The organism is Streptomyces sp. NPDC005281 (genome assembly GCF_040607495.1).
GTDB lineage: Bacteria > Actinomycetota > Actinomycetes > Streptomycetales > Streptomycetaceae > Streptomyces.
Genome location: NZ_JBEXGX010000014.1, coordinates 1 through 24,985, shown reverse-complemented (window position 1 = coordinate 24,985; position 24,985 = coordinate 1). Strand labels below are relative to the sequence as shown.

Sequence of the window (24,985 nt, the reverse complement as noted above, 5' to 3'; positions counted from 1 at the left end):
GGACCACGCGCACAGGTCGGTCCCGCTGTCGACCCTCCGTCACGTGGCGAAGGTCACACCGTAAAATTGATTGAGGCGTACCGGAATTGGTGGTTCCGCCCCGATATGCATTCCGCCGGGCCCTCGCCCGCGCTTACCACACGGATCGGCCGCCGCTTTCCCGCGCATTCAATTCCGCACGCTGCGTGACGGCCCCTACCCCTTTCCGTGACCGGTCAGTGCGCTTTTGTCATCAGACGATGGAGAAAGGGCAGGTCGACCTCTTCCAGGGAATTCACCACGGTGCGGCGGGCCGCCGGGGCGATGGGTGCGACCGAGGGCACGGCGATCACCTGACAGCCGGCGGCCTCGGCGGAGGCGACGCCGGTCGAGGTGTCCTCGATGACGGCGCAGCGTGCCGGTTCGGCTCCGAGCCGGGCGGCCGCGAGGAGGTACGGGTCGGGGAACGGCTTCGTCCGCTCGACCTCGTCGCCCGCGACGGTCAGGGCGAAGAAGTGGGAGCCGATCGCGCCCAGGACGCGGTCGATGATCCGCCGGTGGGAGGCGGAGACCAGCGCGGTGGGGATCTCGTGCGCCGCGAGTTCGGCGAGCAGTCTGGCGGCGCCCGGCATCAGCGGCAGGGAGTGGCCGATGCGCTCCTCGAAACCGTCGTTGAGCAGCACGGACAGTGCGGGCAGGGTGATGTCGGCGCCGGTGGCCTCGATGAGGAATCCGGCGCTTCGAGTCATGGGGCCGCCGACCACGACATGACGCCAGGAGTCGTCCAGCACGTGTCCGAGGGCGGCGAAGACCGCGACCTCCACGTCCCACCAGAAACCCTCGGTGTCCACCAGGGTTCCGTCCATGTCGAGGAGTACGGCCTGAAGGGCTGAGCCTTCGGCCGTACGGGTTCCGAGCGCGGGGACCGTACTGGTCATCCTGGCGCACCTCCTTGAGGGACGATCAGGCCGGCCGCCCCCTTGTAGCCAGGGGACGACCGGCCTGCGATGGACCGACCAGTGTACGACTTATCCGATCAGTGTGCGTCGTGGCGCGTGCCGCGGCGCGTCGGGGTGCTCACCGTGCGTTGAAGTACTTCGCCTCGGGGTGGTGGATCACGATGGCGTCGGTCGACTGCTCGGGGTGGAGCTGGAACTCCTCGGAGAGGTGGACGCCGATGCGCTCGGGTTCCAGGAGCTGGGCGATCTTGGCGCGGTCCTCCAGGTTCGGGCAGGCGCCGTAGCCGAGGGAGAAGCGGGCGCCGCGGTACTTGAGGGCGAACATGTCCTCGACGTCGGCCGGGTCCTCGCCCGCGAAGCCCAGCTCGGAGCGCACGCGTGCGTGCCAGTACTCGGCGAGTGCCTCGGCCAGCTGCACGGACAGGCCGTGCAGCTCGAGGTAGTCGCGGTAGGCGTTGGCCTCGAAGAGCTTGGCGGTCTCCTCGCCGATCCGGGAGCCGACGGTGACGACCTGGAGGCCGACCACGTCGGTCTCGCCCGACTCCTCGGGGCGGAAGAAGTCGGCGAGGCACAGCCGGCGGCCGCGGCTCTGGCGGGGGAAGGTGAAGCGGGTCCGCTCGTTGCCGCTTTCGTCCAGGATGATCAGGTCGTCGTCCTTGGAGACGCACGGGAAGTAGCCGTGGACCACGGCGGCCTCCAGGAGGTTGTCCCGCTGGAGCCGGTCCAGCAGACCGCGCAGTCGCGGCCGGCCCTCGGTCTCGACGAGTTCCTCGTACGTCGGGCCGTCGCCGGCGCGGGCCTGCTTGAGTCCCCACTGGCCCTTGAAGAGGGCGCCCTCGTCCAGCCAGGAGGCGTACTCCTTGAGCTGGATGCCCTTGATCACGCGGGTGCCGGTGAAGGGGGGCTTCGGTACGGGGTTGTCGATGGAGACGTCGGAGCGGACGTGTCCTTCCTGCGGCCGTTCCTCGACCTGTGCGGACGCGGCCGGGCGGACCCGGCGCTGCTTGAGTTCGGGCAGGACCGCGCCGGGTACTCCGCGCTTGACGCCGATGAGGGCGTCCATCAGGCGCAGGCCCTCGAAGGCGTCGCGGGCGTAGCGGACCTCGCCCTGGTAGATCTCGTGCAGGTCCTGCTCGACGTATGCCCTGGTCAGGGCGGCGCCGCCGAGGATGACGGGGTAGTCGGCCGACAGGCCCCGCTGGTTCAGCTCCTCCAGGTTCTCCTTCATGATCACCGTGGACTTGACCAGGAGTCCCGACATGCCGATGACGTCGGCCCTGTGTTCCGCGGCGGCGTCCAGGATCGCGGAGACCGGCTGCTTGATGCCGAGGTTGACGACGTTGTAGCCGTTGTTGGACAGGATGATGTCGACGAGGTTCTTGCCGATGTCGTGGACGTCGCCGCGCACGGTGGCGAGCACGATGGTGCCCTTGCCCTCCGCGTCCGACTTCTCCATGTGCGGTTCGAGGTGGGCGACGGCCTTCTTCATGACCTCGGCGGACTGGAGCACGAACGGGAGCTGCATCTGGCCGGAGCCGAACAGTTCGCCGACCACCTTCATGCCGTCGAGCAGGGTCTCGTTGACGATGTCGAGGGCGGGGCGGTCCTGGAGTGCCTCGGTGAGGTCGGCCTCCAGGCCGTTCTTCTCGCCGTCGATGATCCGCCGCTTGAGGCGCTCGTCCAGCGGCAGCGCGGCCAGTTCCTCGGCCTTGCCCGCCTTGCGCGACTTGGTGGTGGCGCCCTCGAAGAGCGCCATCAGCTTCTGGAGCGGGTCGTAGCCCTCGGCGCGCCGGTCGTGGATGAGGTCGAGGGCGGTGGTGACCTCCTCCTCGCTGAACCGGGCGATGGGGAGGATCTTGGAGGCGTGCACGATCGCCGAGTCCAGTCCCGCCTTGACGCATTCGTCGAGGAAGACGGAGTTGAGCAGGATGCGGGCGGCCGGGTTGAGGCCGAAGGAGATGTTGGAGAGGCCGAGGGTGGTCTGTACGTCGGGGCGGCGGCGCTTGAGCTCGCGGATCGCCCCGATCGTGGCGATGCCGTCCCCCCGGGACTCCTCCTGGCCCGTACAGATGGTGAAGGTCAGGGTGTCGATGAGGATGTCGGACTCGTGGATGCCCCAGTTGGACGTGAGGTCCTCGATGAGCCGCTCGGCGATGGCGACCTTGGTCTCGACGGTACGGGCCTGGCCCTCCTCGTCGATGGTCAGCGCGATCAGCGCGGCGCCGTGCTCCTGCGCCAGCCGGGTGACCTTCGCGAACCGTGAGTCGGGTCCGTCGCCGTCCTCGTAGTTCACGGAGTTGAGGACCGCCCGGCCGCCGAGGCGTTCCAGGCCCGCGCGCAGGACCTCGACCTCGGTGGAGTCGAGCACGATCGGCAGGGTGGAGGCGGTGGCGAACCGGCCGGCCAGCTCGTCCATGTCGGCGACGCCGTCCCGGCCGACGTAGTCGACGCACAGGTCGAGCATGTGCGCGCCCTCGCGGATCTGGTCGCGGGCCATCTCCACGCAGTCGTCCCAGCGGGCCTCCAGCATGGCCTCGCGGAACTTCTTCGAGCCGTTGGCGTTCGTGCGCTCGCCGATCGCCATGTACGCGGTGTCCTGGCGGAACGGGACCGTCTGGTAGAGGGAGGCGGCGCCGGGCTCGGGCCGGGGGCTGCGCTCGGGGGGCGTGACGCCGTTCACGCGCTCGACGACCTGGCGCAGGTGCTCCGGGGTCGTGCCGCAGCAGCCGCCGATCAGGGAGAGGCCGTAGTCCCGTACGAAGTTCTCCTGGGCGTCGGCCAGTCCCTCGGCGTCGAGGGGGAAGTGGGCGCCGTCCTTCGTCAGGACGGGCAGGCCGGCGTTCGGCATGCACAGCAGGGGGATGCGGGAGTGCCGGGTGAGGTAGCGCAGGTGCTCGCTCATCTCGGCGGGGCCGGTCGAGCAGTTCAGGCCGATCATGTCGATGCCGAGCGGCTCGAGCGCGGTGAGGGCGGCGCCGATCTCGGAGCCCAGCAGCATGGTGCCGGTGGTCTCGAAGGCCATGGAGACCAGCAGGGGCACGCGGACGCCGGTCGCCTCCATGGCGCGGTGCGCGCCGAGGACGGAGGACTTCGTCTGGAGCAGGTCCTGGGTGGTCTCGACGATCAGGGCGTCCGCCCCGCCGGCGAGGAGTCCCTCGGCGTTGGCCTGGAAGCCGTCGCGCAGGGTGCCGTAGGAGACGTGGCCGAGCGTCGGCAGCTTGGTGCCGGGGCCGATCGAGCCGAGGACCCAACGCTGGCGGCCGTCGCGGGCGCCGAAGGAGTCGGCGACCTCGCGGGCGATCCTGGCCCCGGCCTCGGAGAGCTCGTGTACGCGCTCCGCGATGTCGTACTCGGCCATCGCGGAGTGGTTCGCCCCGAAGGTGTTCGTCTCCACGCAGTCGACGCCGACCTCGAAGTACGCCTCGTGGACGGAGCGCACGATGTCGGGGCGGGTGATGTTGAGGATCTCGTTGCAGCCCTCGAGGTCCTCGAAGTCCTCGAGCGTGGGGTCCTGCGCCTGAAGCATCGTGCCCATCGCGCCGTCGGCCACCACGACACGGGTGGCGAGCGCTTCTCGGAGTGCGTCGGTTCGCATCCGGCCCTCGGAAAGACCGGACGAAAGGGACGGGTTCGGCAACGAGGCCATGAAGGTGCTCCCTGGAGTGCGACGGCTGTCGGCTTTGCGCTTCCCATGGAAGGCGCACGCCGTCAGGGTAGCCCGGAGCGCCGCGGATCAGGCATGGGCGTCCACGAGGCGGACGGGCGTGGCGTGGGTGACGGCGGTCCGGAGTCGGACGGAACGTGGAGCGACCACCCATTGGCGGGAGCTCGGTGACGACCGGTAGTGTTCGACATTGCCGAACGGCAGCGGTAGTCGCGCCGACGGCCGAAGGGGACGGAGGCAGCACGGCGATGGCACGGAACATCCAGTCGCTCGAACGGGCAGCGGCGATGCTGCGGCTGCTCGCGGGCGGCGAGCGGCAGCTCGGCCTGTCCGACATCGCCTCCTCGCTGGGCCTGGCCAAGGGTACGGCCCATGGCATCCTGCGCACCCTCCAGCAGGAGGGGTTCGTCGAGCAGGACCCGGTTTCCGGGCGCTATCAGCTGGGCGCCGAGCTGCTGCGACTGGGCACCACCTATCTGGACGTGCACGAGCTGCGGGCGCGCGCCCTGGTGTGGACCGACGACCTGGCCCGTTCCAGCGGCGAGAGCGTCTACCTGGGCGTGCTGCACCAGCAGGGCGTCCTGATCGTGCACCACGTCTTCCGGCCCGACGACAGCCGTCAGGTCCTGGAGGTCGGGGCGATGCAGCCGCTGCACTCCACGGCCCTGGGCAAGGTCCTGTCGGCGTACGACCCGGTGGCGCACAGCGAGGTCCTGGAGGTCGAGCGCAAGGCGTTCACGCCTCGGACGATCAGCGAACTGGACGACTTCGAGGGTGTCCTCGACGTGACCCGCGCGCGGGGGTACGCGGACGACGTCGAGGAGACCTGGACGGGTGTGGCCTCGGTCGCCGCCCCGATCCACAACCGGCGGCGGATGCCGGTGGGCGCGGTGGGCATCACCGGGGCCGTGGAGCGGGTGTGCAAGGGCGGGGAGCTGCGCCCGGACCTGATCGCCGCGGTACGGGACTGTGCCCGCGCGGTGTCGCGCGACCTGGGCGCCGGCCGGTTCTGACCGGCACACCTCCAGCACGGCCGTTCTGACGCGCACCTCGCCGGGCGGCACGGACACCGTTCGGCCCGGCCGTTCCGACGCGCCGCTCGCCGGCCGGGCCGCGGCGGCGCGAACGCCGTTCGCCTAGCCGTACCGGCGTATACACCGGCCGCCGGGCGACCTCGGCACGTACACCGTTCGCGGAACCGCTCTCGGGCGCGCTCCTTCGCGGCGCCGCCTCGACGCGCGCGCCGGGCGCCCTGGCGCGCGCAACGGCCGCCGGCGGCTTCGACGTGCGACGGACCACATTTCACACCGGACGAGGTCCGGGATCCACAGGGGTCGGGGCCGGGAAGCGGAATGCTTCCCGGCCTCCTTCGTATGCCCTCGGACGTGCGGCGACGCACTGATAGCACACGGCAATCAATAACGATCCCGTTTTCGATAACCGAACCCTTGACGAGGTGCCGAAGCGAGAGCAAGACTCCCGTCCATCGGTCGACATTGTCGAACACCTACCGGCAATAGGCGTTAGGGTGTGGCAATGCCAGGGCCGAGATCGCTCTCACTCCCCGAGAGCACGAACCACCGGTGGGACCCGGGGTTCGGCTTCCCCTGGACGAAGGACAAAGGAGTCGCGGGTGTCCAGCTCCGACATCTTCATCGGCGAGACCATAGGTACCGCCGTTCTCATCCTGCTGGGCGGTGGCGTGTGCGCCGCCGTCACGCTGAAGGCATCCAAGGCGCGTGGCGCCGGATGGCTGGCCATCGCCTTCGGGTGGGGCTTCGCGGTCATGACCGCGGTCTACATCTCGGCGCCGCTCTCCGGAGCGCACCTCAACCCGGCCGTGACGCTCGCGCTCGCGATCAAGAACGACGACTACAGCAACCTCGCCACGTACTGGGGCGGACAGCTGCTCGGCGCCATGATCGGCGCGGCGCTGGTGTGGGTCGCCTACTACGGTCAGTTCCTCGCGCACCTCACCGACAGCGAGATCGTCGGAGCTCCCGAGGAGCGGGTGGTGAAGGCCGTCGAGGCCGAGGAGCCCGGCGCCGGCCCGGTGCTCGGTGTCTTCTCCACCGGCCCCGAGATCCGCAACGTCGTGCAGAACCTCGCCACCGAGATCATCGGCACCGTGGTGCTGATCCTCGCGATCCTCACGCAGGGACTGAACAACAACGGCGACGGCCTGGGCGTGCTCGGCGCGCTGATCACCGCCTTCGTGGTGGTGAGCATCGGCCTCTCGCTCGGCGGTCCCACCGGCTACGCGATCAACCCGGCCCGTGACCTCGGTCCGCGCATCGTGCACGCCCTGCTCCCCCTGCCCAACAAGGGTGGTTCCGACTGGAGCTACGCCTGGATCCCGGTCGTCGGCCCGCTCATCGGCGGCGCGATCGCAGCAGGCATATACAACGTCGCCTTCGCCTAGGAGCCCCGCTCCAGCACGCTTGGAAGCCGCGTCCCATGCACCATGAGCCCCACAGCACAGGTCCCATGCACCATGAGCCGCACAGCACCGCTTTGAAGCACCGCGCCGTATACAGCCCCTCTCCCACGGACACCAGGAGCACACCGTGACCGACGCACACACCGCCGGCCCCTTCATCGCCGCCATCGACCAGGGCACCACCTCGTCGCGCTGCATCGTCTTCGACCGCGACGGACGCATCGTCTCCGTCGACCAGAAGGAGCACGAGCAGATCTTCCCGAAGCCGGGCTGGGTCGAGCACGACGCCACCGAGATCTGGACCAACGTCCAGGAGGTCGTCGCCGGGGCCATCTCCAAGGCCGGCATCACCCGTGACGACATCAAGGCCATCGGCATCACCAACCAGCGTGAGACGACGCTGCTGTGGGACAAGAACACCGGTGAGCCCGTCCACAACGCGCTCGTCTGGCAGGACACCCGCACCGACGCCCTCTGCCGGGAACTCGGCCGCAACGTCGGACAGGACCGTTTCCGCCGCGAGACCGGTCTGCCGCTCGCCTCGTACTTCGCCGGCCCCAAGGCCCGCTGGCTGCTCGACAACGTCGAGGGCCTGCGTGAGCGCGCCGAGGCCGGAGACATCCTCTTCGGCACCATGGACACCTGGGTCATCTGGAACCTGACCGGTGGTGTCGACGGCGGCAAGCACGTCACCGACGTGACCAACGCCTCCCGCACCATGCTGATGAACCTGCACAACCTGGCCTGGGACGACAAGATCGCCGAGTCGATCGGCGTCCCGCTGGCCATGCTGCCCGAGATCCGCTCCTCCGCCGAGGTGTACGGCGAGGTCACCGGCGGCCCGCTCGGCGAGCTGCTCGGCGGCATCCCGGTCGCCTCCGCGCTCGGCGACCAGCAGGCGGCCCTGTTCGGCCAGACCTGTTTCTCCGAGGGCGAGGCCAAGTCCACGTACGGCACCGGCACGTTCATGCTGATGAACACCGGCGACAAGATCATCAACTCGTACTCGGGCCTGCTGACCACGGTCGGCTACCGGATCGGCGACCAGAAGCCGGTCTACGCCCTGGAAGGCTCCATCGCCGTCACCGGCTCGCTCGTGCAGTGGATGCGCGACCAGATGGGCCTGATCAAGTCCGCCGCCGAGATCGAGACGCTCGCGTCCTCGGTCGAGGACAACGGCGGTGCGTACTTCGTGCCGGCCTTCTCCGGCCTGTTCGCCCCGTACTGGCGTCCCGACGCCCGCGGTGTGATCACCGGCCTGACCCGGTACGTCACCAAGGCGCACATCGCGCGCGCCGTCCTGGAGGCCACCGCCTGGCAGACCCGTGAGATCAGCGACGCCATGACCAAGGACTCCGGCGTCGAACTCACGGCGCTCAAGGTCGACGGCGGCATGACCTCCAACAACCTGCTGATGCAGACCCTGGCCGACGTCCTGGACGCCCCCGTGGTGCGCCCGATGGTCGCCGAGACCACCTGCCTCGGCGCCGCCTACGCCGCCGGTCTGGCCGTCGGCTTCTGGACCAACACCGAGGACCTGCGCGCCAACTGGCGCCGGGCCGCGGAATGGACCCCCAACATGGACGCGGACGTCCGCGACCGTGAGTACAAGAGCTGGCTCAAGGCCGTCGAGCGGACCATGGGCTGGATCGAAGACGAGAACTGACGAGGAGTAAGAAACCGCAATGACCAGCCAGTCCACCCTGCAGTCCGTGCCTGCCCTCGGTACGCACCCGGCCTCCGGCTCCAACCCGAGCCGCGCCGAGACCCGGGAGCAGCTCTCCAAGGCGACGTACGACCTCCTCGTCATCGGCGGCGGCATCCTGGGCATCTCCACCGCCTGGCACGCCGCGCAGTCCGGTCTGCGGGTGGCGCTGGTCGACGCCGGCGACTTCGCCGGCGCCACCTCCTCCGCCTCCTCCAAGCTTCTCCACGGCGGTCTGCGCTACTTGCAGACCGGCGCGGTGAAGCTGGTGGCGGAGAACCACTTCGAGCGCCGTGCGGTCTCCCGCCAGGTGGCACCCCACCTGGCGAATCCGCTCACGTTCTACCTCCCTGTGTACAAGGGCGGGCCGCACGGCGCGGCGAAGCTCGGAGCGGGCGTCTTCGCCTACTCCGCCCTGTCGGCGTTCGGTGACGGCGTGGGACATCTGCTCAGCCCCTCCAAGGCCGCGCAGGACGTGCCCGAGCTGCGCACCGACAACCTCAAGGCCGTGGCCGTGTACGGCGACGACCAGATGAACGACTCCCGCATGGCCCTCATGACGGTCCGCGCGGCCGTCGAGTCGGGCGCCGCGGTCCTGAACCACGCCGAGGTGACGGGCCTGCGCTTCGCCCGGGGCCGGGTGACGGGCGCGGAGCTGCGGGACCGGCTGTCCGGCGACGAGTTCGGCGTGAACGCCCGGCTCGTGCTGAACGCGACCGGCCCGTGGGTCGACCACCTGCGCAAGCTGGAGGACCCGAACGCGGCCCCCTCCATCCGGCTGTCCAAGGGCGCGCACCTGGTCCTGAAGCGGACCGCCCCGTGGAAGGCGGCGCTCGCCACCCCGATCGACAAGTACCGCATCACCTTCGCCCTCCCGTGGGAGGACATGCTGCTGCTCGGCACCACCGACGAGGCGTACGAGGGCGACCCGGCGGACGTCTCGGTCAACGAGAAGGACACGGCCCAGATACTCGACGAGGCCGCGTACTCCATCCGCGACCAGCAGCTCTCGCGCGACCTGATCGCCTACTCCTTCGCCGGTCTGCGGGTGCTGCCGGGCGGCCCCGGCGACACGTCGAAGGCCAAGCGGGAGACGGTCGTGACGGAGGGCCGCGGCGGGATGCTGTCCGTCGCGGGCGGCAAGTGGACCACCTTCCGGCACATCGGCCGTACGGTCATGAAGAAGCTGGAGTCGCTGCCTGGCCGGCCGCTGGGCGAGGACTTCGAGCCGATCTCCGAGCTGCCGAAGAGGATGCCGCTCCCCGGTGTCGCCAACCCGCGCGCGGTCGCGCACCGGCTGCTGGTGGACGGCCCGGCGCCCGGCCCGCGCATGGCCGCCGACACGGCCCGGCATCTGGCCACCCACTACGGCTCGCTGGCCTTCGACATCGCCCGGCTGGCGAACGAGAACCCGGCGCTCGGCGAGCGCGTGCACCCGGACGCCCCGGAGATCTGGGCGCAGGTCGTCTACGCCCGGGACAACGAGTGGGCCGAGACGGCGGACGACGTGCTGCGCCGCCGCACGACCCTGACGATCCGCGGTCTGGCCACGGACGAGGTCCGCGGCAGGGTCCAGGACCTGCTCGACGACAAGTAGGCGCCCGAACCCGGGTGAGGGGCGGCTCCCACGGGGGGGTGCCGCCTCTCACCCGTGTGCGGGCACCGCGCGGTCCCGAGGCCCCTTCCGCCGGGGCAATGCGCGCGCTTTCCGGGCGAGTTGGCCGGGGACGGCGCGGGCGGGCGCGCGGGGCGCGGTGGCGGTCGCGCGTGTTTCCGGGCCCCGGACGGGGCAGTGATCCGTTCACTCCCCCGTGCAAGGGGGCTGCGGAGGTCCCCTCGGCACGCCGTAAGGTTGAGGCGTACGCGAGGGCAGATCGGAAGGAGGCGCTGGGTGATCGAGCTGGAGGGGGTTCCCGAGCTGATCGACCCAGTCATGGTGGCCGCGTTCGAGGGCTGGAACGACGCCGGCGACGCCGCCTCCGCCGCGGTCGCGCATCTGGACAGGGAATGGAAGGGCGAGGTGTTCGCGGCGCTGGACGCCGAGGACTACTACGACTTCCAGGTGAACCGCCCGACCGTGTGGCTCGACGGTGGCGTACGCAAGATCACCTGGCCGACCACGCGACTGTCGGTGGTCCGGATCGGCGGCGAGAAGCCGCGCGATCTGGTGCTGGTCCGGGGCATCGAGCCGTCGATGCGCTGGCGCTCGTTCTGCAACGAACTGCTCGGCTTCGCGCACGAACTGGGTGTGGAGCTGGTGGTGATCCTGGGCGCGCTGCTCGGCGACACCCCGCACACCCGTCCGGTGCCGGTCAGCGGCGTCACTTCCGACTCCGACCTGGCGCGCACGATGGATCTGGAGGAGACCAAGTACGAGGGCCCCACGGGCATCGTCGGCATCCTCCAGGAGGCGTGCACGCACGCGGGCGTGCCCGCCGTGTCCCTGTGGGCCGCCGTACCGCACTACGTGTCGCAGCCGCCCAACCCGAAGGCGACGCTGGCGCTGCTCAACCGCCTGGAGGACCTCATCGACCTGCGCATCCCGCTGGGCGAGCTGCCCGAGGACGCGCGGGCCTGGCAGCTGGGCGTCGACCAGCTCGCCGCCGAGGACAGCGAGGTCGCCGAGTACGTGCAGACGCTGGAGGAGGCCCGGGACACCGCCGAGCTGCCTGAGGCGTCCGGCGAGGCGATCGCCCGCGAGTTCGAGCGGTATCTGCGCCGCAGGGACGGCGGCGGTCCGGCGGCGGGGCCCCAGGGCCACGCGACGGAGAGCGGCGAGCCGGCCCCCTACCTCCGTGACACTCCCGGTGGCCGCACCCGGCCTCCGCTGACACAGCGCCCCGAGTCCGGCAGCGGACAGGACACCGGGACGGACGCCGAGGACCAGGACCGGGACCGGGACCGCGAGTCCGGCTCCGAGGACGGCTCGGGCGCGTCGAACACGCCGGAGTCCACGGACGCGCCGGATGCCTCCGGCTCCTCCGACGCGGAGGACTCCTCCGAGGACTGACAGGCCGGGAAGGGGCGGTACGCGCGGCGCGTACCGCCCCTTCCGGCTGTCCGGACCCGTATCGCCGCCCCGTCCCCCGCCCGGGGCGGCGGTCCCGCGGTCGTGGTCCCGTCGTTCAACCACCGCTCCCGCCCCGCCACATGACATCCGTCTCGTTGGCCTTCGGCCTGAATTCGGCGTGACATCTGTTTCAGGACGGATTGCACAGGTTGCCCAATTCAACTTGTCCTCAAACCAAGTTGGCGCATTCGCGGTGGACGGGATGGCTTCGGCGTGCCAGGTTGTGCGTCGAAGCCGCCGCCCCGCCAGGGGAGTCGGCGTACGGAGCCGGCCGGAGGACAACGCACGGCACGGCTCAGGCAACGAACGGCACACGCAGGGACCGGCACCCCAGGGATCGAAGGGAGCGGTACGCGATGACCGACCAGGTACAGCCGGCGCAGGGCCCGGGAATGTCCGGGCCGGGGCCCGACGGAGCGGGATTCACCTACCGAGGAGCCGAGCAGGAGCTGATCGTCGTCGCCCGTCCGGAGGCCAGGCTGCGCGCACGGGCCGACGGCGTCCATTCGGCGGCGGGCGCCGACGTCTCGGCCCTGGACATGTTCCTCAGTGACGAACAGCTCGTCCTGGAGCCGCTGTTCGGCAGTGAGGAACGGCTCCGGCAGTCCCCGGCGGACACCGGGGGCGGGCCCGGCCTCGCGCTCTTCTACCGGCTGCGCGGGGCGCGCAACCGCGCCCAGGAACTGCGCGCGCGGATCGCGGCGCTGCCCGGGATCGAGGCGGCGTACGTGAAGCCGGGCGCCGTCCCCGCGTCGCCTGAACCGGCGCCGTGGACCGGCCGGAGCGCCGACGACGGCCGGCGGCTGAAGGAAGGGGCGCCCGTCACCCCCGACTTCACCAGCAGGCAGGGCTATCTGCGCCCGGCGCCCGAGGGCGTCGACGCGCACTGGGCGTGGCAGCGGCCGGGCGGGTCGGGCCAGGGCGTGACCGTGATCGACGTGGAGGGCGCCTGGCAGCTCGGACACGAGGACCTGGCGTCGAAGCTCGCCGGCGTGGTCGTCGGCACACCGCACACGGATCTCGCGTGGCGCAATCACGGCACCGCCGTGATCGGCGTGATCGGCGGCGACCGCGATGGGCACGGGATCACCGGAATCGTGCCGGAGGCGGTGACCGCGGCCGCGTCCTGCCAGGGCATCGGGACGGCGGCGGCGATCCACGCGGCGGCGGAGCGGCTGGGCCCGGGCGACATCATCCTGGTCGAACTGCACGCTCCGGGGCCCCGGTTCGACTTCGAGGAGCGCGACAGCCAGGCGGGCTACATCGCCCTCGAATGGTGGCCCGACGACTTCGCCGCCATCCAGGACGCGACCGCCCGGGGCATCCTCGTGGTGGCGGCAGCCGGCAACGGCGGCGAGTCGCTCGACGACGCGCTCTACGAACGGCGGCCCGCGGAGTTCCCCGAGTGGTGGCGCAATCCCTTCAACCCCTCGAACCCGTCCTCCGGAGCGGTCCTGGTCGGGGCGGGGGCGCCGCCGCCCGGCACCCACGGCCGCGATCACGGGCCGGACCGTTCGCGGCTCACGTTCTCCAACTACGGCGCGCGTGTGGACGCGCAGGGCTGGGGGCGTGAGGTCACGACCACCGGCGGCTTCTGGGACCGGCCGGGCGATCTCCAGGGCGGGGCCGAGGAGATCGCCTGGTACACGGACACGTTCTCCGGGACCTCTTCCGCCTCCCCGGTGGTGGTCGGCGCCCTGGCCGCGCTGCAAGGCATGCTCAAGGCCGCGGGCCAGGCGCCGATGTCCTCGGAACGTGCGCGCGTCCTGCTGCGGGCCACCGGTTCCCCGCAGCAGGACGCGCCGGGCCGGCCCGCCTCCCAGCGGATCGGCAGCCGGCCGGACATCAGGGCGGCGGTCACCAGGCTGCTGCCGGAGGCGGTCGGCTCGGGCCTGGCGGAGCGGTACTGGGACGAGCTGCTGCCGTATCCGCGTGAACTCCCGCCGAGGCTCCGGCTGTACGTGTCCGGTGCCTGGCGCAACCTCGACCGTCCGTCCCCCGAGGTCCGCCAGGCGGTGCACTCCGCCTTCGCGGGGGGACGGCCCGACGTACGGGTCTGGTTCGCGGACGACGAGATCGTCGGCCTGGTCGTCACGGGCTGAGGACGTGGTCCCACCGGACCGAGACGGAACGCAACCAACCATGGATGGAAGGTGGCACCCCGCATGAGCACGATCCCGCAGATGAGCCAGCAGGGACAGCAGCAGTACCCGAGCACGTCGCCCTACCAGCAGCAGGGCATCGCCCAACAGCAGCCGTTCGGGCAGCAGATGCCCATCGGACAGCAGATGTCCTTCGCACCGCAGATGCCGTTCGCACCGCAGATGCCGTTCGGGCAGCAGACGCAGCAGCCCTTCGGCCGGCACGAGACCGGGCAGCAGGTTCCGCAGCACCTCCAGCAGCAGCTCCAGCAGCTCGGTCAGCAGCCGCCGTTCCAGCAACTGCTCCAGCAGCTCGGCGGCCAGCAGCACCAGATCCAGCAGCATCAGCAGATCCAGCAGGGCGAGCCGCTGATCCTTCAGAGCGCCGTCGAGACCCGGGCTCTGGCCATCGGCACGGCCCAGCACTTCCAGGATGTCGTGACCCCGCTCCCCGGCCAGCCGCGGGCCCTGTACCTGTTCATCGACAACGGCTGGCGCAGGCTCGTCGACCCCGACCCGGTGACCCATGAGGTGGTCCAGCGGGCCTTCGCCTTCGGGCAGCAGGTCCACGGGATCTACGACACCGGCACCGGTGCCCTCCAGTCCGTCATCGTGACCAGGTAGGGACGGGGCTCCAGGAACATGGAGAGTGCCGGGCGGAGCTTCTCCGCCCGGCACTCTCGGGTCCCGCCGCGCTCAGGGCGCGGTGCGGGACGGGGTACTACAGGGCGACGCCGAGGAGGGCGTCGACGGCCCGCGAGACGATGCCGGGGGCACCCTCGTCCGTGCCGCCGCTCTCGTGCTGGAGCGCGGCCCAGCGGTCGACCGCGGCGAGCGCCGCCGGTGCGTCGAGGTCCTCGGCGAGCGCGGCGCGCATCTCCGCGACGAGCGCGTCGGCGGACGGCCCGTCGGGGCGGGACACCGCGGCCCGCCAGTCGTCGAGGCGCGCGACGGCCTCTTCGAGGACGCTGTCCGTCCACTCCCAGTCGGAGCGGTAGTGGTGCGCGAGCAGCGCCAGCCGGATGGCGGCGGGGTCGACACCGTCACGCCGCAGCCGGGACACGAAGACGAGGTTGCCCTTGGACTTCGACATCTTCTCGCCGTCGAGCGCGACCATGCCGGCGTGGACGTACGCCTTGGCCATCGGGAACTCACCGGTCAGCACCTGGGCGTGCGAGGCGCCCATCTCGTGGTGCGGGAAGGCGAGGTCGGAACCGCCGCCCTGGACGTCGAAGCCCATGCCCAGGTGGTCGAGGGCGATGGCGACGCACTCGATGTGCCAGCCGGGCCGGCCGCGGCCCAGCGAGCCGCCGTCCCAGCTCGGCTCGCCGTCGCGGGCGGCCATCCACAGCATCGGGTCGAGGGGGTTCTTCTTGCCGGGCCGGTCCGGGTCGCCGCCGCGCTCGGCGGAGAGCAGGCGCATCGCCCCGGCGTCCAGGTTGGACACCCTGCCGAAGTCGGGGTCGGCCTCGACGGAGAAGTAGACGTCGCCTTCGAGTTCGTACGCGGCTCCGGCGTCCCGCAGCCGCTCGACGAGCGGCACGATGCCGGGTATCGCCTCGACGGCGCCTATGTAGTGGCGGGGCGGCAGCATCCGCAGGGCGGTCATGTCCTCGCGGAAGAGGGCGGTCTCCTTCTCGGCGAGGCCGACCCAGTCGACGCCGTCGCGTATGGCGCGCTCCAGCAGCGGGTCGTCGACGTCCGTCACGTTCTGGACGTAGTGAACCTGCCGCTTGGTGTCGAGCCACACGCGCTGCACGAGGTCGAACGCGTTGTAGGTCGCCGCGTGTCCCATGTGGGTGGCGTCGTACGGCGTGATGCCGCAGACGTAGATACGGGCGACGGGACCGGGGTCGAGGGTGACGAGCCCACCGGTCGCGGTGTCGTGGATCCGGAGGTCGCGGCCCTCACCAGGCAGGGCGGGGACCTCAGAAGCGGGCCAGGCATACATGTCATGAGCCTAACCGGACGGGACTTCCGTATACGAACCGGGCAGCACCTGTCGGCCTGGGACCCCGTCCCGCGGCGGACCGCCCGGTGCGGGCGAACCGCCGTGCTACACCGGGGGCCAGGGAATCGCGGGCCAGTCCCCGCTCGGCTCCGGGTGCCTGCCGGAGGTGAGCAGCGTCTCGACCCGCGCGCGTGTGGCGTCGATCTCGGCGCCGGTGACGAGTTCGGCCAAGCGGGTGGCCAGCGGGGCGCCGGGCGCCAGGGAGCCGCGCAGGGAGGCCAGGACCTCCAGTGCCTCGTCCGTCAGCGGCTCCCCCGCCCACCCCCACAGCAGGGTGCGCAGCTTGTTCTCGGCGTTGAAGGTGACCCCGTGGTCGATGCCGTAGAGGCGGCCCTCCTGCGTGGGCAGCAGATGGCCGCCCTTGCGGTCGGCGTTGTTGATCACTGCGTCGAGGACCGCGAGCCGCCGAAGCCGGGCGTCGTCCGCGTGCACGAGCAGGGCCGTGCCGCCCTCGCCGACCTCGGCGAATCCGATGGCCTTCCAGCCCTCGGCGGGCTCCTCCCCCTCCACGAGGGCGAGCAGCCCGTCCCCGTCCTCGGCGGCGAAGGGCTCGATCCACACCTGGCACATGCCCTCGCCGTACGGCCCGTCGCGCAGGACGGTGGTGGGCACGAGCCCCCAGCCGGTCGCCTCGGAGACCTCGTAGGCCGCGACCTCGCGCTGGGCGAGCGTGCCGTCGGGGAAGTCCCACAGGGGCCGCTCCCCCGCGACGGGCTTGTAGACGCAGAAGACCTCACGGCCCTCGTAGGACACGGAGCAGTACAGCACCGCGTTCGAGGCCTCGCGGATCTGTCCGCGCACCTCGAGCTCGCCCCGGGCGAGCAGCTCGGCGATGGTCACGCTCCGCGGCGGTATCCGTTCTGGCGCGGACATACGTGTCCTTCCGGGTCGAGCGGGAGGCTGCACAGCGGGCAGGGGGGCCGGCCGGCGTTGACGACGTCGAGCGCGCGCTTGGCGAAGGCCCTGGCCTGCGCGCCGGTGAGCCGGACGCGGAGCATGGGCGGGCCGTTCTCCTCGTCCTGGAGGAGCCGCTCCTCGGCCTCGGCGAGGTCCTCGTCGGACTCCGCCTCGACCTCGACGAGTGCCTGCGCCTCGACGATCATGCGCTGTTCCTCGCCGTCCCAGGCCAGCGCCATGGTGCCGACCCGGAACTCCTCCTCCACGGGTGTGTCGAGGGGCGCGGTGTCGGACACCTCGGTCGGGGCCATCGCCGGAACCGGGGCGCTGCCCCCGGTGCGCCGGACGACCTCGTCGAGGAGTTCGTCCATCCGCTCGGCGAGTGCGGCGACCTGCGTCTTCTCCAGAGCCACGCTCGTCACCCGGGGGCCGGAGGATGCCTGGAGGAAGAAGGTACGACGTCCGGGCAACCCGACCGTACCGGCCACGAAACGGTCCGGGGGGTCGTAGAGGAACACCTGACGGGACACGTCCTGTCTCCATTGAATCGGCACGGGGGCCGGCTGACGGCGCCGGCCCGCGTCGGCTGAGAACGGGTTGACAACTACTGTGCTGGTTCGACCGCTTCACCCTACTGCGGCCGACGATCACGGTGCGCCCGCACCGCCCCCGACCGGAGCGTCGCCGCCCGGGGTTTCCTCGCGCGGGGCGAGGGAGGCGAGATCACCGGTGTCCCCGAGACGCACGAGGAAGGGCCTCAGCCGGGTGTAACGGATCGCGGTGATGGAACACGGTTCGACAGAGATCCGCTGAAAGAGGTCGAGATGAAGTCCGAGTGCGTCGGCGACGAGCGACTTGATGATGTCGCCGTGCGAACACATGAGGTAGACCGCGTCACCGCCGTGGTCGCGCTCCACGCGCGCGTTCCACTCGCGTACGGCCTCGGCGGCGCGGGTCTGCATGGCCCGCATCGATTCGCCGCCCGGGAACGCGGCCGCGGACGGATGCGCCTGGACGACGTCCATCAGCGGTTCGTCCTTGAGCTCGGCGAGCTTGCGGCCCGACCAGTCGCCGTAGTGGGCCTCGCCGATGCGTTCCTCGGTGTGGACGGGGACCTCGGGACGGGCCTCCAGCAACGGCTGGACGGTCTCCCGGCAGCGCTGGAGGGGGCTGGTGACGACCTCGGCGATCGGCAGCCCGGCCAGCCGGCCGGGCAGGGCCGCGGCCTGCTGCGTGCCGCGCTCGTCGAGCGCGACGCCGGGTGTCCAGCCGGCGAGCAGTCCCGCGGTGTTGGCGGTGGAGCGTCCGTGCCGGACGAGGATCAGGGTGGGCATGCGGCCCAGCGTAAACGGACGGCCCCGAAAGGCGGCGGGCCCTGTGGAAAGCGGTCCCCGGTGTGCGAGGGGGCCACGGCGGCGGGAGAATGCGCACCGTGATCGTCGACTGCGCCATCTACCGCGACGGCCGCCGCACCGGGGGCGCCGACGACCTGTCCGACGCCCTGGCACAGTGCCGCGCCGGGGGTGACTCCTTCGTGTGGATCGGTCTGCACGAGCCGACGGAGGACGAGTTCGACCTGGTCACGCAGGAGTTCGGGCTCCATCCGCTGGCGGTCGAGGACGCCCTCAAGGCCCATCAGCGCCCCAAGCTCGAGGTGTACGAGGACTCGCTCTTCGTGGTCCTCAAGCCGGTGTCGTACGAGGCGCGCAGCGACACCGTCACTTCCGGCGAGGTCATGGTCTTCGTGGGCGACTCGTTCGTGGTGACCGTGCGGCACGGCGAGGAGTCGCCCCTCAAGCGGGTCCGGCAGAGTCTGGAGTCGGATCCGGAGATGCTGCGGCACGGGCCGACGGGCGTGCTGTACGCGATCGCCGACGCCACGGTGGACCACTATCTGGAGGTGGCGACCGAGCTCGGCACCGATCTGGACGAGCTGGAGGCGGAGGTCTTCTCGCCGCAGCTCGGCGGGTCGCGGAACACCGCTTCGCGGATCTACGCGTTCAAGCGGCAGGTCCAGGAGTTCCGCAGGGCGACGGTGCCGCTGGCGATGCCGCTGGGCCGGCTCTCGGGCTCGGGCCTGAAGGTGGCGGCCGTGCCGTTCGTGGACGACAAGGCGCTGCCGTTCTTCCGCGACGTCAACGACCACCTGATGCGGGTCAACGAGTCCGTGGAGGCGCTGGACCGGCTGGTGTCCGACATCCTGTCGGCGCATCTGGCGCAGATGAGCGTGCGGCAGAACGACGACATGCGGAAGATCTCCGCGTGGGCGGCCATGGCCGCGGTCCCCACGATGATCGCGGGGATCTACGGCATGAACTTCGACCACATACCGGAGCTGCACTGGGTGTGGGGATATCCGGCGGTGATCGGGTTGATGGTCGTCCTGGAGATCCTGCTGTTCCGGCTCTTCAAGCGGCGGGGCTGGCTGTAGGAGCGTCGTTTCATGCGAATTCCGGTGCCGTCGTCGCGGGGCCGTTCAGGGCGCCGCGCCGCTCGGGCATCTTCAGGGTGACCATCCGGCGCCAGCCCGCGGCCCGCTCGTAGACGTACACGGCGTGGATGCCCGCGGCGAGGACGGCCGCCTTGGCCCTCGACCAGCCGAGGACGCGGCCCATGCGGGCCATCACGGCGAGGCTGACGTCCCGGTAGATCCGGATCTCGGCGAGCGCGCACTCGCGCAGGACTCGCTGGATGGCGCGGCCGTGGCCGGCGTGGGCGAAGCGCAGCAGTTCCTCGTGGCAGTAGGCGAGGTGGTTGTCCTCGTCGGCCGCGATCATCCTGACCGCGCGGCCGATGTCGGGATGGTCGGCGAAGTGCCGGCGCAGCAGGTCCATCTGCTCGGAGGCACGCTGTTCGGTGACCCGGCTGTGGGCGAGATACGTGACGATGTCCCGCACGGTGAGGGGCTGATCGCTCTTGAGCCTGTCGTGCGCCAGGCCGATGCCGCGGCGCTCCAGGAGCATCGTGTAGTCGGTGTCGGGCGGCACCTCGACGGGTTCGAGGCCGCGCTTCTTCATGAGGGCGTTGAAGATCCGGCCGTGCTTGTCCTCGTCGGCGCCGTGCCGGGCGATCTTGGGGGCGAGTGCGCTTTCGCCCGCCGGGGCCAGTGCGGCGATCCGGGCGTTCTCCCAGCCGCCCTGTGACTCGCCGCCTGCGGCGATGGAGCAGAAGAGGCGGTAGGACTCGTCGTTGTCGAGGATTTCCTGGAACAGGCTCTTGGCGGACAGCATCATTGACACCCTCTCTGCAGAGTTGTGCAGAAAACGAGTCAAATGGGTTGTTCGTGACCTGGCAACCGATGTATCCGACAAATCCGCCGAACGATGGACGGAGAAGCGGGTCCGGGCGCGTAACCAAGGGGCCGCCCGTGCGTTGTTCCTCGTGACGGCCGTGGCGGGGAAGACCCCCGAGCCCCCACCACGGCCGCAGAAACCTCCCGGCGGCGGTTCCGCCGGGGTCGTGCGAGTCCCCCGGCGGCGATTCCGCCGCGGTTACGCGAGTCCGGCCCGCTCCAGGGCGTCGGTGCCGGCCCGCAGCGAGGCGAGGCGGTCCTCGAGCGTGAAGCCCGCGGGGGCCAGCGTGAGCGTGTCGACCCCGGCGGCGGCGTAGGCCTTCATGCGGTCGGCGATGCGGTCCACGGAGCCGAGGAGCGTCGTCTGGTCGATCAGGGCGTGCGGGATCGCGGCGGCGGCGCCCTCCTTGTCGCCGGACAGGTACTTGTCCTGGATCTCGGCCGCCTCCTTCTCGTAGCCCATGCGCTGGGCGAGCTGGTTGTAGAAGTTCTGCTTGCGGCTTCCCATGCCGCCGACGTACAGCGCGGTGTACGGACGGAACATGTCGGCGAGCGCGGGGACGTCCTTGTCGGCGCCGACGGCGAGCGGGAGGGTCGGGCAGACGTCGAACCCTTCCATCGTCTTGCCGGCCTTCGCACGGCCCGCGCGCAGGTGCCGGATCGCCGTGTCCTCGAGGTGTTCGGCCGAGGGGAAGATGAGCAGCGCGCCGTCGGCGATCTCGCCGGTCTGCTCCAGGTTCTTCGGGCCGATCGCGGCGATGTACAGCGGGATGTGCTCGCGCTCCGGGTGCACGGTCAGCTTGAGCGGCTTGCCCGGTCCGCCCGGCAGCGGCAGGGTCCAGTGCTCGCCCTCGTACGACAGCCGCTCCCGCGTCATGGCCTTGCGCACGATCTCCACGTACTCGCGGGTGCGGGCCAGCGGCTTGTCGAACTTGACCCCGTACCAGCCCTCGGAGACCTGAGGGCCGGAGACGCCGAGGCCGAGGCGGAAGCGGCCGCCCGACAGCGAGTCGAGCGTCGCGGCGGTCATCGCGGTCATCGCGGGCTGGCGGGCCGGGATCTGGAAGATGGCCGAACCGACGTCGATGCGCTCGGTCTGGGCGGCGACCCAGCTGAGCACGGTGGCCGCGTCGGAGCCGTAGGCCTCGGCGGCCCAGCAGACGGAGTATCCGAGCCGGTCGGCCTCCTGGGCCACGGCGAGATTGTCCGCGTCCATTCCGGCGCCCCAGTAGCCGAGATTGATTCCGAGCTGCATGGCCGATCCCCTTACCGATCAGTAACGTCCTTTGTGCCCGAGACCCTAGCGTGCGGGCCCCCGGGCGGGGAGCGGCACGTTCTCCTTCCGGGTCCGGACGCGGTGCGCCGCCGTGCGGTCCGCCGCCGGGATTTCCGTTGTCCACAGGGCCCCACACCGCCGGTGCCGGACAGTAATCTCGGCGTCCATGGAGCAGAGGCATCTCGGCCGTACCGGCCTGCGTGTTTCCCGGATCGGGCTCGGCACCCTCACCTGGGGACGGGACACCGACGAGCATGACGCCGCGGACCTCTTGAAGACGTTCTGGGAAGCGGGCGGGAACCTCGTCGACACGGCGGACGTGTACGGCGACGGGGAAGCCGAGTACCTCCTCGGACAGCTGATGGAAGGGCTCATTCCGCGCCGGGACCTGGTCATCTCGACGAAGGCGGGGAGCGTGCGCGAGCCGGACCGCCGCTTCGACGGCTCGCGCAGTCATCTGCTGTCGGCCCTGGACGCCTCGCTCGCCCGCCTGGGCACCGACCACGTGGACGTGTGGCACGTGCACGCCTACGACCCCGACACACCCCTCGACGAGACGCTCCAGGCCCTCGACCTGGCCGTCAGCAGCGGCCGCGCGCGCTACGCGGGCGTGTCCAACTTCTGCGGCTGGCAGCTCGCCAAGGCCGCCACCTGGCAGCTCGCCGCGCCCGGTATACGCACCCGGCTGGCCAGTACCCAGATGGAGTACTCCCTGTTGCAGCGCGGCATCGAGCGGGAGGTGCTGCCCGCCGCCCTGGACCTGGGCGTCGGCCTGCTGCCCTCCTCGCCGCTGGGGCGCGGTGTGCTCACCGGAAAGTACCGGGGCGGCACACCGGCCGACTCCCGGGGCGGTTCGGAACACCTCGCGCCCTTCGTCGCCCCGTATCTCGACGAAACGGCGAGCGGTGTCGTGGAGGCGGTGACGACCGCGGCGGACGGCCTCGCCGTGAGCGCCCTCCAGGTTGCGCTCGCCTGGGTGCGCGACCGGCCCGGGGTCGTCGCCCCGATCGTCGGCGCGCGCAACGCACGGCAGCTCGCGGCCGCGTTGTCAGTGGAGACGCTTAGTCTTCCTGACGAGATCTGCCGGGCGCTCGACGACGTGTCGGCCCCGGTGCACCACTATCCCGATCACGACTGGAGCACGCTGTGAGCACGGAGCCCGAGACCACTCAGGACGCGGAGCCGGGGACGCCGGGCGCGGACACGGCAGCCGGTGCCCCTGAGCCGACGGGCGAGCACGTGGACCGGGCGGACGCGCGCTCCGGGGACGGGGATCTCGCCGAGGAGAGTGACGCCTCCGGGGAGGAGGACGCTTCCGGGGGCGAGGGCACGGACGCGGGCGACGGCAAGGACGCCGAAGGCGGCGAAGGCGGCGCGCAGGTGTCCGAGGCCGCCGCCGAACTGGCGGCCCAGCGGGTGGAGCGGGAGCGGATCGAGCGGCGGAAGGCGGAGAAGCGGGCGCCGATCGCGGCCGGGGGCAAGCTCAGCGGCACGGCGGCGGACCTGCTCGCGGCCGTACGGGCCGTGGAGAGCGGCGAGAAGCCCGTGGCCACCGCGTTCCAGGAGCCGGACCCCGCCCCGCGCAGAGCCGCGCCGGAGCCCGTACGACGACCGCAGCCGGTCCCGGCACCGGCCGCACCGGCACCGGGCGCGGCCCCGGAAGCCGTCGCCGCCGTCCGTGCCGTGCTGGCCGGGGCCGGTGCCCCCGAAGCACTCGCGGCATCGGTCGTCGCGGTTCTGGGCGAGGGCGCCGAGGATCGACTGCGTGAGGATCCCTGGCAGTTGCTGCGGGCGCCCGGAGTGCGGCCCGAGCAGGCCGACGGGTTCGCCCGGGCGCTGCTCGGCGCGGAGTGCGGCCCGGACGACGAACGCCGTGGCACGGCGCTGACCGTGTGGCTGCTGGAGCAGGCGGCCGTCGCCGGGCACACCGCGCTGGACGCCCCGGCCCTGACCGCGGCGCTCTCCCAGCGCTCGGTGCCGGACCCGGACACGGCCGTGCAGAACGCTCTCGCGGAGGGCGAGGCCCTGGTCTTCCAGGACGCGCTGGACAGCGCTCCCCCGGCCTCCGCCGCCCAGGACGAGACGGAGGAGCCCGAGGAGCGCCCGGTGCGCGTCCTGATCGGCCTGGAGCGGTACGCGCTGGCCGAGGAGAGCCTCGCCGACGGACTCGCCCGGCTGATGAACTCGGTGCCGAAGGAGGACGGTTCGGCCGCCGACTGGGAGCGGGCCGCGGCCTCGGCCCCCCGCGCCGCGGGAGAGCTGGTCCGCGCGGCCGGCACGAACGGCCTGATCCTCCACACCGGCGGCGAGGCCTCGCGGTCGGAGGCGGCGGCGCTGCTGCACGCGGCACGCGAGCTCGGGCTGCGCGGCTGGGCCGCCGCGCACACCTCCGGCGGGCGCGACGACTTCGCGGCCCGGACGGTCCGGCACGATCGGGCCGAGGACTCCGCGGACCGCGCCACCGTCGGCGCGGCGACCGGGGCCGCCACGGTCGCCGGACTTCTCTCCGGCGCCGAGGGGCCGGGCCGGGACGCGGACGGCGCCCTGGACCTGGACGTCCTGGTCGTCCTCGACGCGCCGCAGCTCGACGTCGAGACGGCCGCGATGCTCGTGGAGTCGCTGCCGGACGGGGCGCGCCTGGTGCTGAGCGGTGATCCGGGGGTGCTGTGGTCGGCCGGCCCCGGCCGGGTCTTCGCGGACCTGCTCGCCGCCCGCGTCTGCCCTCAGGCGGCCTCGCGGACCCCTGACCCGGGGCCCATCGGCGAGCTGGTCTCCGGAATCGGCATCGGAGAGCTCAACCAGGTCGAGGCGCCGGGCAAGGAGGTCGTGATCGTCCCGGTGCGCGACGCGGGCGAGGCGGTCCACCGCACGGTTCAGCTCGTCGCCGACTCGGTGCCGCGCGCGATCGGCATCCCGGCCGAGCAGACACAGGTCATCACCCCGGGGCACGGCGGCGCGGCCGGCACCCGCGCGTTGAACGCCGCGCTCAAGGAGCGGCTGAACCCCGGTCCGGGCCGCTTCGGCGGCTTCGACCCCGGCGACAGGATCGTCCACTCCCCCGCCACGGGCCGGGCGCTGCCGGGACGTGTGGTGAGGGCCGACGCCGAGGGTCTGCACCTGGACTGCTCGGGCGCCCCCGTGGTCGTACCGAAGGAGCGGGTGGAGCAGACCGTGCGGCACGGCTGGGCGCTCACGGCGCACCAGGCGGTGGGGCTGCGCTGGCCCGCCGCGGTCGTGGTGCTCCCGGGCGACGCGGCGGCGGCCCTGACCAGGCCCTGGATCTACACGGCCTTCGGGCGGGCCGAGCGTCATCTCTCCGTCGTGCAGGGGGTGGAGCAGGCGCTGCCGCACGCGGTGGTGGAGGTCTCCCAGAAGCCCCGTACGACGCGCCTCCAGGCCCTGCTGAAGGCACAGACGCCGACGGTGGACTGATCCACCACCGGGAGCCGCACGGCCCGGCCCCGGGGCCGGGCCCTGGGCCCGTGCGGCGGCGGCCGCGACCGACGCGGGGTCGGTGACCTCCAGGGCCAGCGGCACGGCGTCGGGGTGCC

The 24,985-nt window shown here is 71.6% G+C and carries 18 protein-coding genes; 10 read left to right on the top strand and 8 right to left on the bottom strand.

Translation table 11 applies throughout. The features are described 5' to 3' along the window. Positions 1-215: 215 nt before the first annotated feature. The gene (locus tag ABZV42_RS20465; RefSeq protein WP_355984477.1) at positions 216-917 is read right to left on the bottom strand and encodes an HAD family phosphatase; all 702 of its coding nucleotides are present in this window, start codon (positions 915-917) and stop codon (positions 216-218) included. A gap of 139 nt (positions 918-1,056) precedes the next feature. Then, the gene (metH, locus tag ABZV42_RS20460) at positions 1,057-4,584 is read right to left on the bottom strand and encodes a methionine synthase (protein WP_355984476.1); all 3,528 of its coding nucleotides are present in this window, start codon (positions 4,582-4,584) and stop codon (positions 1,057-1,059) included. Between the two features lie 266 nt (positions 4,585-4,850). Between metH and ABZV42_RS20455 the strand changes: the two genes are divergently transcribed. The 7 genes from ABZV42_RS20455 to ABZV42_RS20425 all read left to right on the top strand — a co-directional run bounded on the left by ABZV42_RS20455 (position 4,851) and on the right by ABZV42_RS20425 (position 14,582). Continuing rightward, entirely contained in the window at positions 4,851-5,615 is a 765-nt protein-coding gene (locus tag ABZV42_RS20455; protein WP_355984475.1) for an IclR family transcriptional regulator, read from the top strand. A gap of 620 nt (positions 5,616-6,235) precedes the next feature. Beyond that, positions 6,236-7,024: an MIP/aquaporin family protein gene (locus ABZV42_RS20450; RefSeq protein ID WP_355984474.1), complete on the top strand. Its 789-nt coding sequence runs from the start codon at positions 6,236-6,238 to the stop codon at positions 7,022-7,024. 145 nt (positions 7,025-7,169) lie between these two features. Continuing rightward, a complete protein-coding gene (gene glpK, locus ABZV42_RS20445; protein WP_355984473.1) occupies positions 7,170-8,708 on the top strand; it encodes a glycerol kinase GlpK in 1,539 nt (512 codons plus the stop codon). Positions 8,709-8,727: 19 nt separating this feature from the next. Continuing rightward, the gene (locus ABZV42_RS20440) at positions 8,728-10,344 is read left to right on the top strand and encodes a glycerol-3-phosphate dehydrogenase/oxidase (RefSeq protein WP_355984472.1); all 1,617 of its coding nucleotides are present in this window, start codon (positions 8,728-8,730) and stop codon (positions 10,342-10,344) included. A gap of 294 nt (positions 10,345-10,638) precedes the next feature. Then, complete coding sequence (locus ABZV42_RS20435; RefSeq protein ID WP_356053025.1) at positions 10,639-11,757, top strand: PAC2 family protein; 1,119 nt, start codon at positions 10,639-10,641, stop codon at positions 11,755-11,757. A gap of 416 nt (positions 11,758-12,173) precedes the next feature. Next, positions 12,174-13,919, top strand: a complete 1,746-nt coding sequence (locus ABZV42_RS20430; RefSeq protein ID WP_356053022.1) for a S8 family peptidase — start codon at positions 12,174-12,176, stop codon at positions 13,917-13,919. A gap of 63 nt (positions 13,920-13,982) precedes the next feature. Beyond that, complete coding sequence (locus ABZV42_RS20425) at positions 13,983-14,582, top strand: hypothetical protein (protein ID WP_355984469.1); 600 nt, start codon at positions 13,983-13,985, stop codon at positions 14,580-14,582. Positions 14,583-14,679: 97 nt separating this feature from the next. Here ABZV42_RS20425 and mshC read toward each other — a convergent pair whose 3' ends face one another. The 4 genes from mshC to ABZV42_RS20405 form a co-directional block, all read right to left on the bottom strand. Beyond that, positions 14,680-15,909, bottom strand: a complete 1,230-nt coding sequence (gene mshC, locus ABZV42_RS20420) for a cysteine--1-D-myo-inosityl 2-amino-2-deoxy-alpha-D-glucopyranoside ligase (RefSeq protein ID WP_355984468.1) — start codon at positions 15,907-15,909, stop codon at positions 14,680-14,682. Between the two features lie 105 nt (positions 15,910-16,014). After that, positions 16,015-16,842: an SCO1664 family protein gene (locus ABZV42_RS20415; RefSeq protein ID WP_355984467.1), complete on the bottom strand. Its 828-nt coding sequence runs from the start codon at positions 16,840-16,842 to the stop codon at positions 16,015-16,017. After that, positions 16,806-17,396, bottom strand: coding sequence for a DUF3090 domain-containing protein (locus ABZV42_RS20410; protein ID WP_326788750.1), 591 nt, complete (start codon positions 17,394-17,396; stop codon positions 16,806-16,808). Before ABZV42_RS20410 ends, ABZV42_RS20415 begins: the two co-directional genes overlap by 37 nt. 117 nt (positions 17,397-17,513) lie before the next feature. Continuing rightward, positions 17,514-18,200, bottom strand: a complete 687-nt coding sequence (locus ABZV42_RS20405; RefSeq protein WP_355984466.1) for a histidine phosphatase family protein — start codon at positions 18,198-18,200, stop codon at positions 17,514-17,516. 98 nt (positions 18,201-18,298) lie between these two features. On the opposite strand from ABZV42_RS20405, the gene corA reads away from it, so the two are divergent. Beyond that, a complete protein-coding gene (corA, locus tag ABZV42_RS20400; protein ID WP_355984550.1) occupies positions 18,299-19,297 on the top strand; it encodes a magnesium/cobalt transporter CorA in 999 nt (332 codons plus the stop codon). Positions 19,298-19,307: 10 nt separating this feature from the next. Here the strand turns inward: corA and ABZV42_RS20395 are convergent, their stop codons facing one another. Both ABZV42_RS20395 and ABZV42_RS20390 read right to left on the bottom strand, forming a co-directional pair. Then, the gene (locus ABZV42_RS20395) at positions 19,308-20,096 is read right to left on the bottom strand and encodes a ferritin-like domain-containing protein (RefSeq protein WP_356053124.1); all 789 of its coding nucleotides are present in this window, start codon (positions 20,094-20,096) and stop codon (positions 19,308-19,310) included. A gap of 261 nt (positions 20,097-20,357) precedes the next feature. Further along, positions 20,358-21,413, bottom strand: coding sequence for an LLM class F420-dependent oxidoreductase (locus tag ABZV42_RS20390; RefSeq protein WP_355984464.1), 1,056 nt, complete (start codon positions 21,411-21,413; stop codon positions 20,358-20,360). A gap of 187 nt (positions 21,414-21,600) precedes the next feature. On the opposite strand from ABZV42_RS20390, the gene ABZV42_RS20385 reads away from it, so the two are divergent. Both ABZV42_RS20385 and ABZV42_RS20380 read left to right on the top strand, forming a co-directional pair. Beyond that, positions 21,601-22,584 (top strand): aldo/keto reductase, encoded by a 984-nt coding sequence (locus tag ABZV42_RS20385; protein WP_355984463.1) that lies wholly within the window; start codon positions 21,601-21,603, stop codon positions 22,582-22,584. Further along, on the top strand, positions 22,581-24,866 hold the full coding sequence (locus ABZV42_RS20380) for a helix-hairpin-helix domain-containing protein (protein WP_356053020.1): 2,286 nt from the start codon (positions 22,581-22,583) through the stop codon (positions 24,864-24,866). Before ABZV42_RS20385 ends, ABZV42_RS20380 begins: the two co-directional genes overlap by 4 nt. Positions 24,867-24,985 lie beyond the last annotated feature (119 nt).

Coding starts and splice junctions, on each gene's coding strand:
- ABZV42_RS20465 (WP_355984477.1), bottom strand. CDS start 917: ATGACCAGTACGGTCCCCGCGCTCGGAACCCGTACGGCCGAAGGCTCA.
- ABZV42_RS20425 (WP_355984469.1), top strand. CDS start 13,983: ATGAGCACGATCCCGCAGATGAGCCAGCAGGGACAGCAGCAGTACCCG.
- ABZV42_RS20415 (WP_355984467.1), bottom strand. CDS start 16,842: ATGTCCGCGCCAGAACGGATACCGCCGCGGAGCGTGACCATCGCCGAG.
- metH (WP_355984476.1), bottom strand. CDS start 4,584: ATGGCCTCGTTGCCGAACCCGTCCCTTTCGTCCGGTCTTTCCGAGGGC.
- ABZV42_RS20430 (WP_356053022.1), top strand. CDS start 12,174: ATGACCGACCAGGTACAGCCGGCGCAGGGCCCGGGAATGTCCGGGCCG.
- ABZV42_RS20395 (WP_356053124.1), bottom strand. CDS start 20,096: ATGCTGTCCGCCAAGAGCCTGTTCCAGGAAATCCTCGACAACGACGAG.
- ABZV42_RS20385 (WP_355984463.1), top strand. CDS start 21,601: ATGGAGCAGAGGCATCTCGGCCGTACCGGCCTGCGTGTTTCCCGGATC.
- ABZV42_RS20455 (WP_355984475.1), top strand. CDS start 4,851: ATGGCACGGAACATCCAGTCGCTCGAACGGGCAGCGGCGATGCTGCGG.
- ABZV42_RS20440 (WP_355984472.1), top strand. CDS start 8,728: ATGACCAGCCAGTCCACCCTGCAGTCCGTGCCTGCCCTCGGTACGCAC.
- ABZV42_RS20405 (WP_355984466.1), bottom strand. CDS start 18,200: ATGCCCACCCTGATCCTCGTCCGGCACGGACGCTCCACCGCCAACACC.
- ABZV42_RS20390 (WP_355984464.1), bottom strand. CDS start 21,413: ATGCAGCTCGGAATCAATCTCGGCTACTGGGGCGCCGGAATGGACGCG.
- mshC (WP_355984468.1), bottom strand. CDS start 15,909: ATGTATGCCTGGCCCGCTTCTGAGGTCCCCGCCCTGCCTGGTGAGGGC.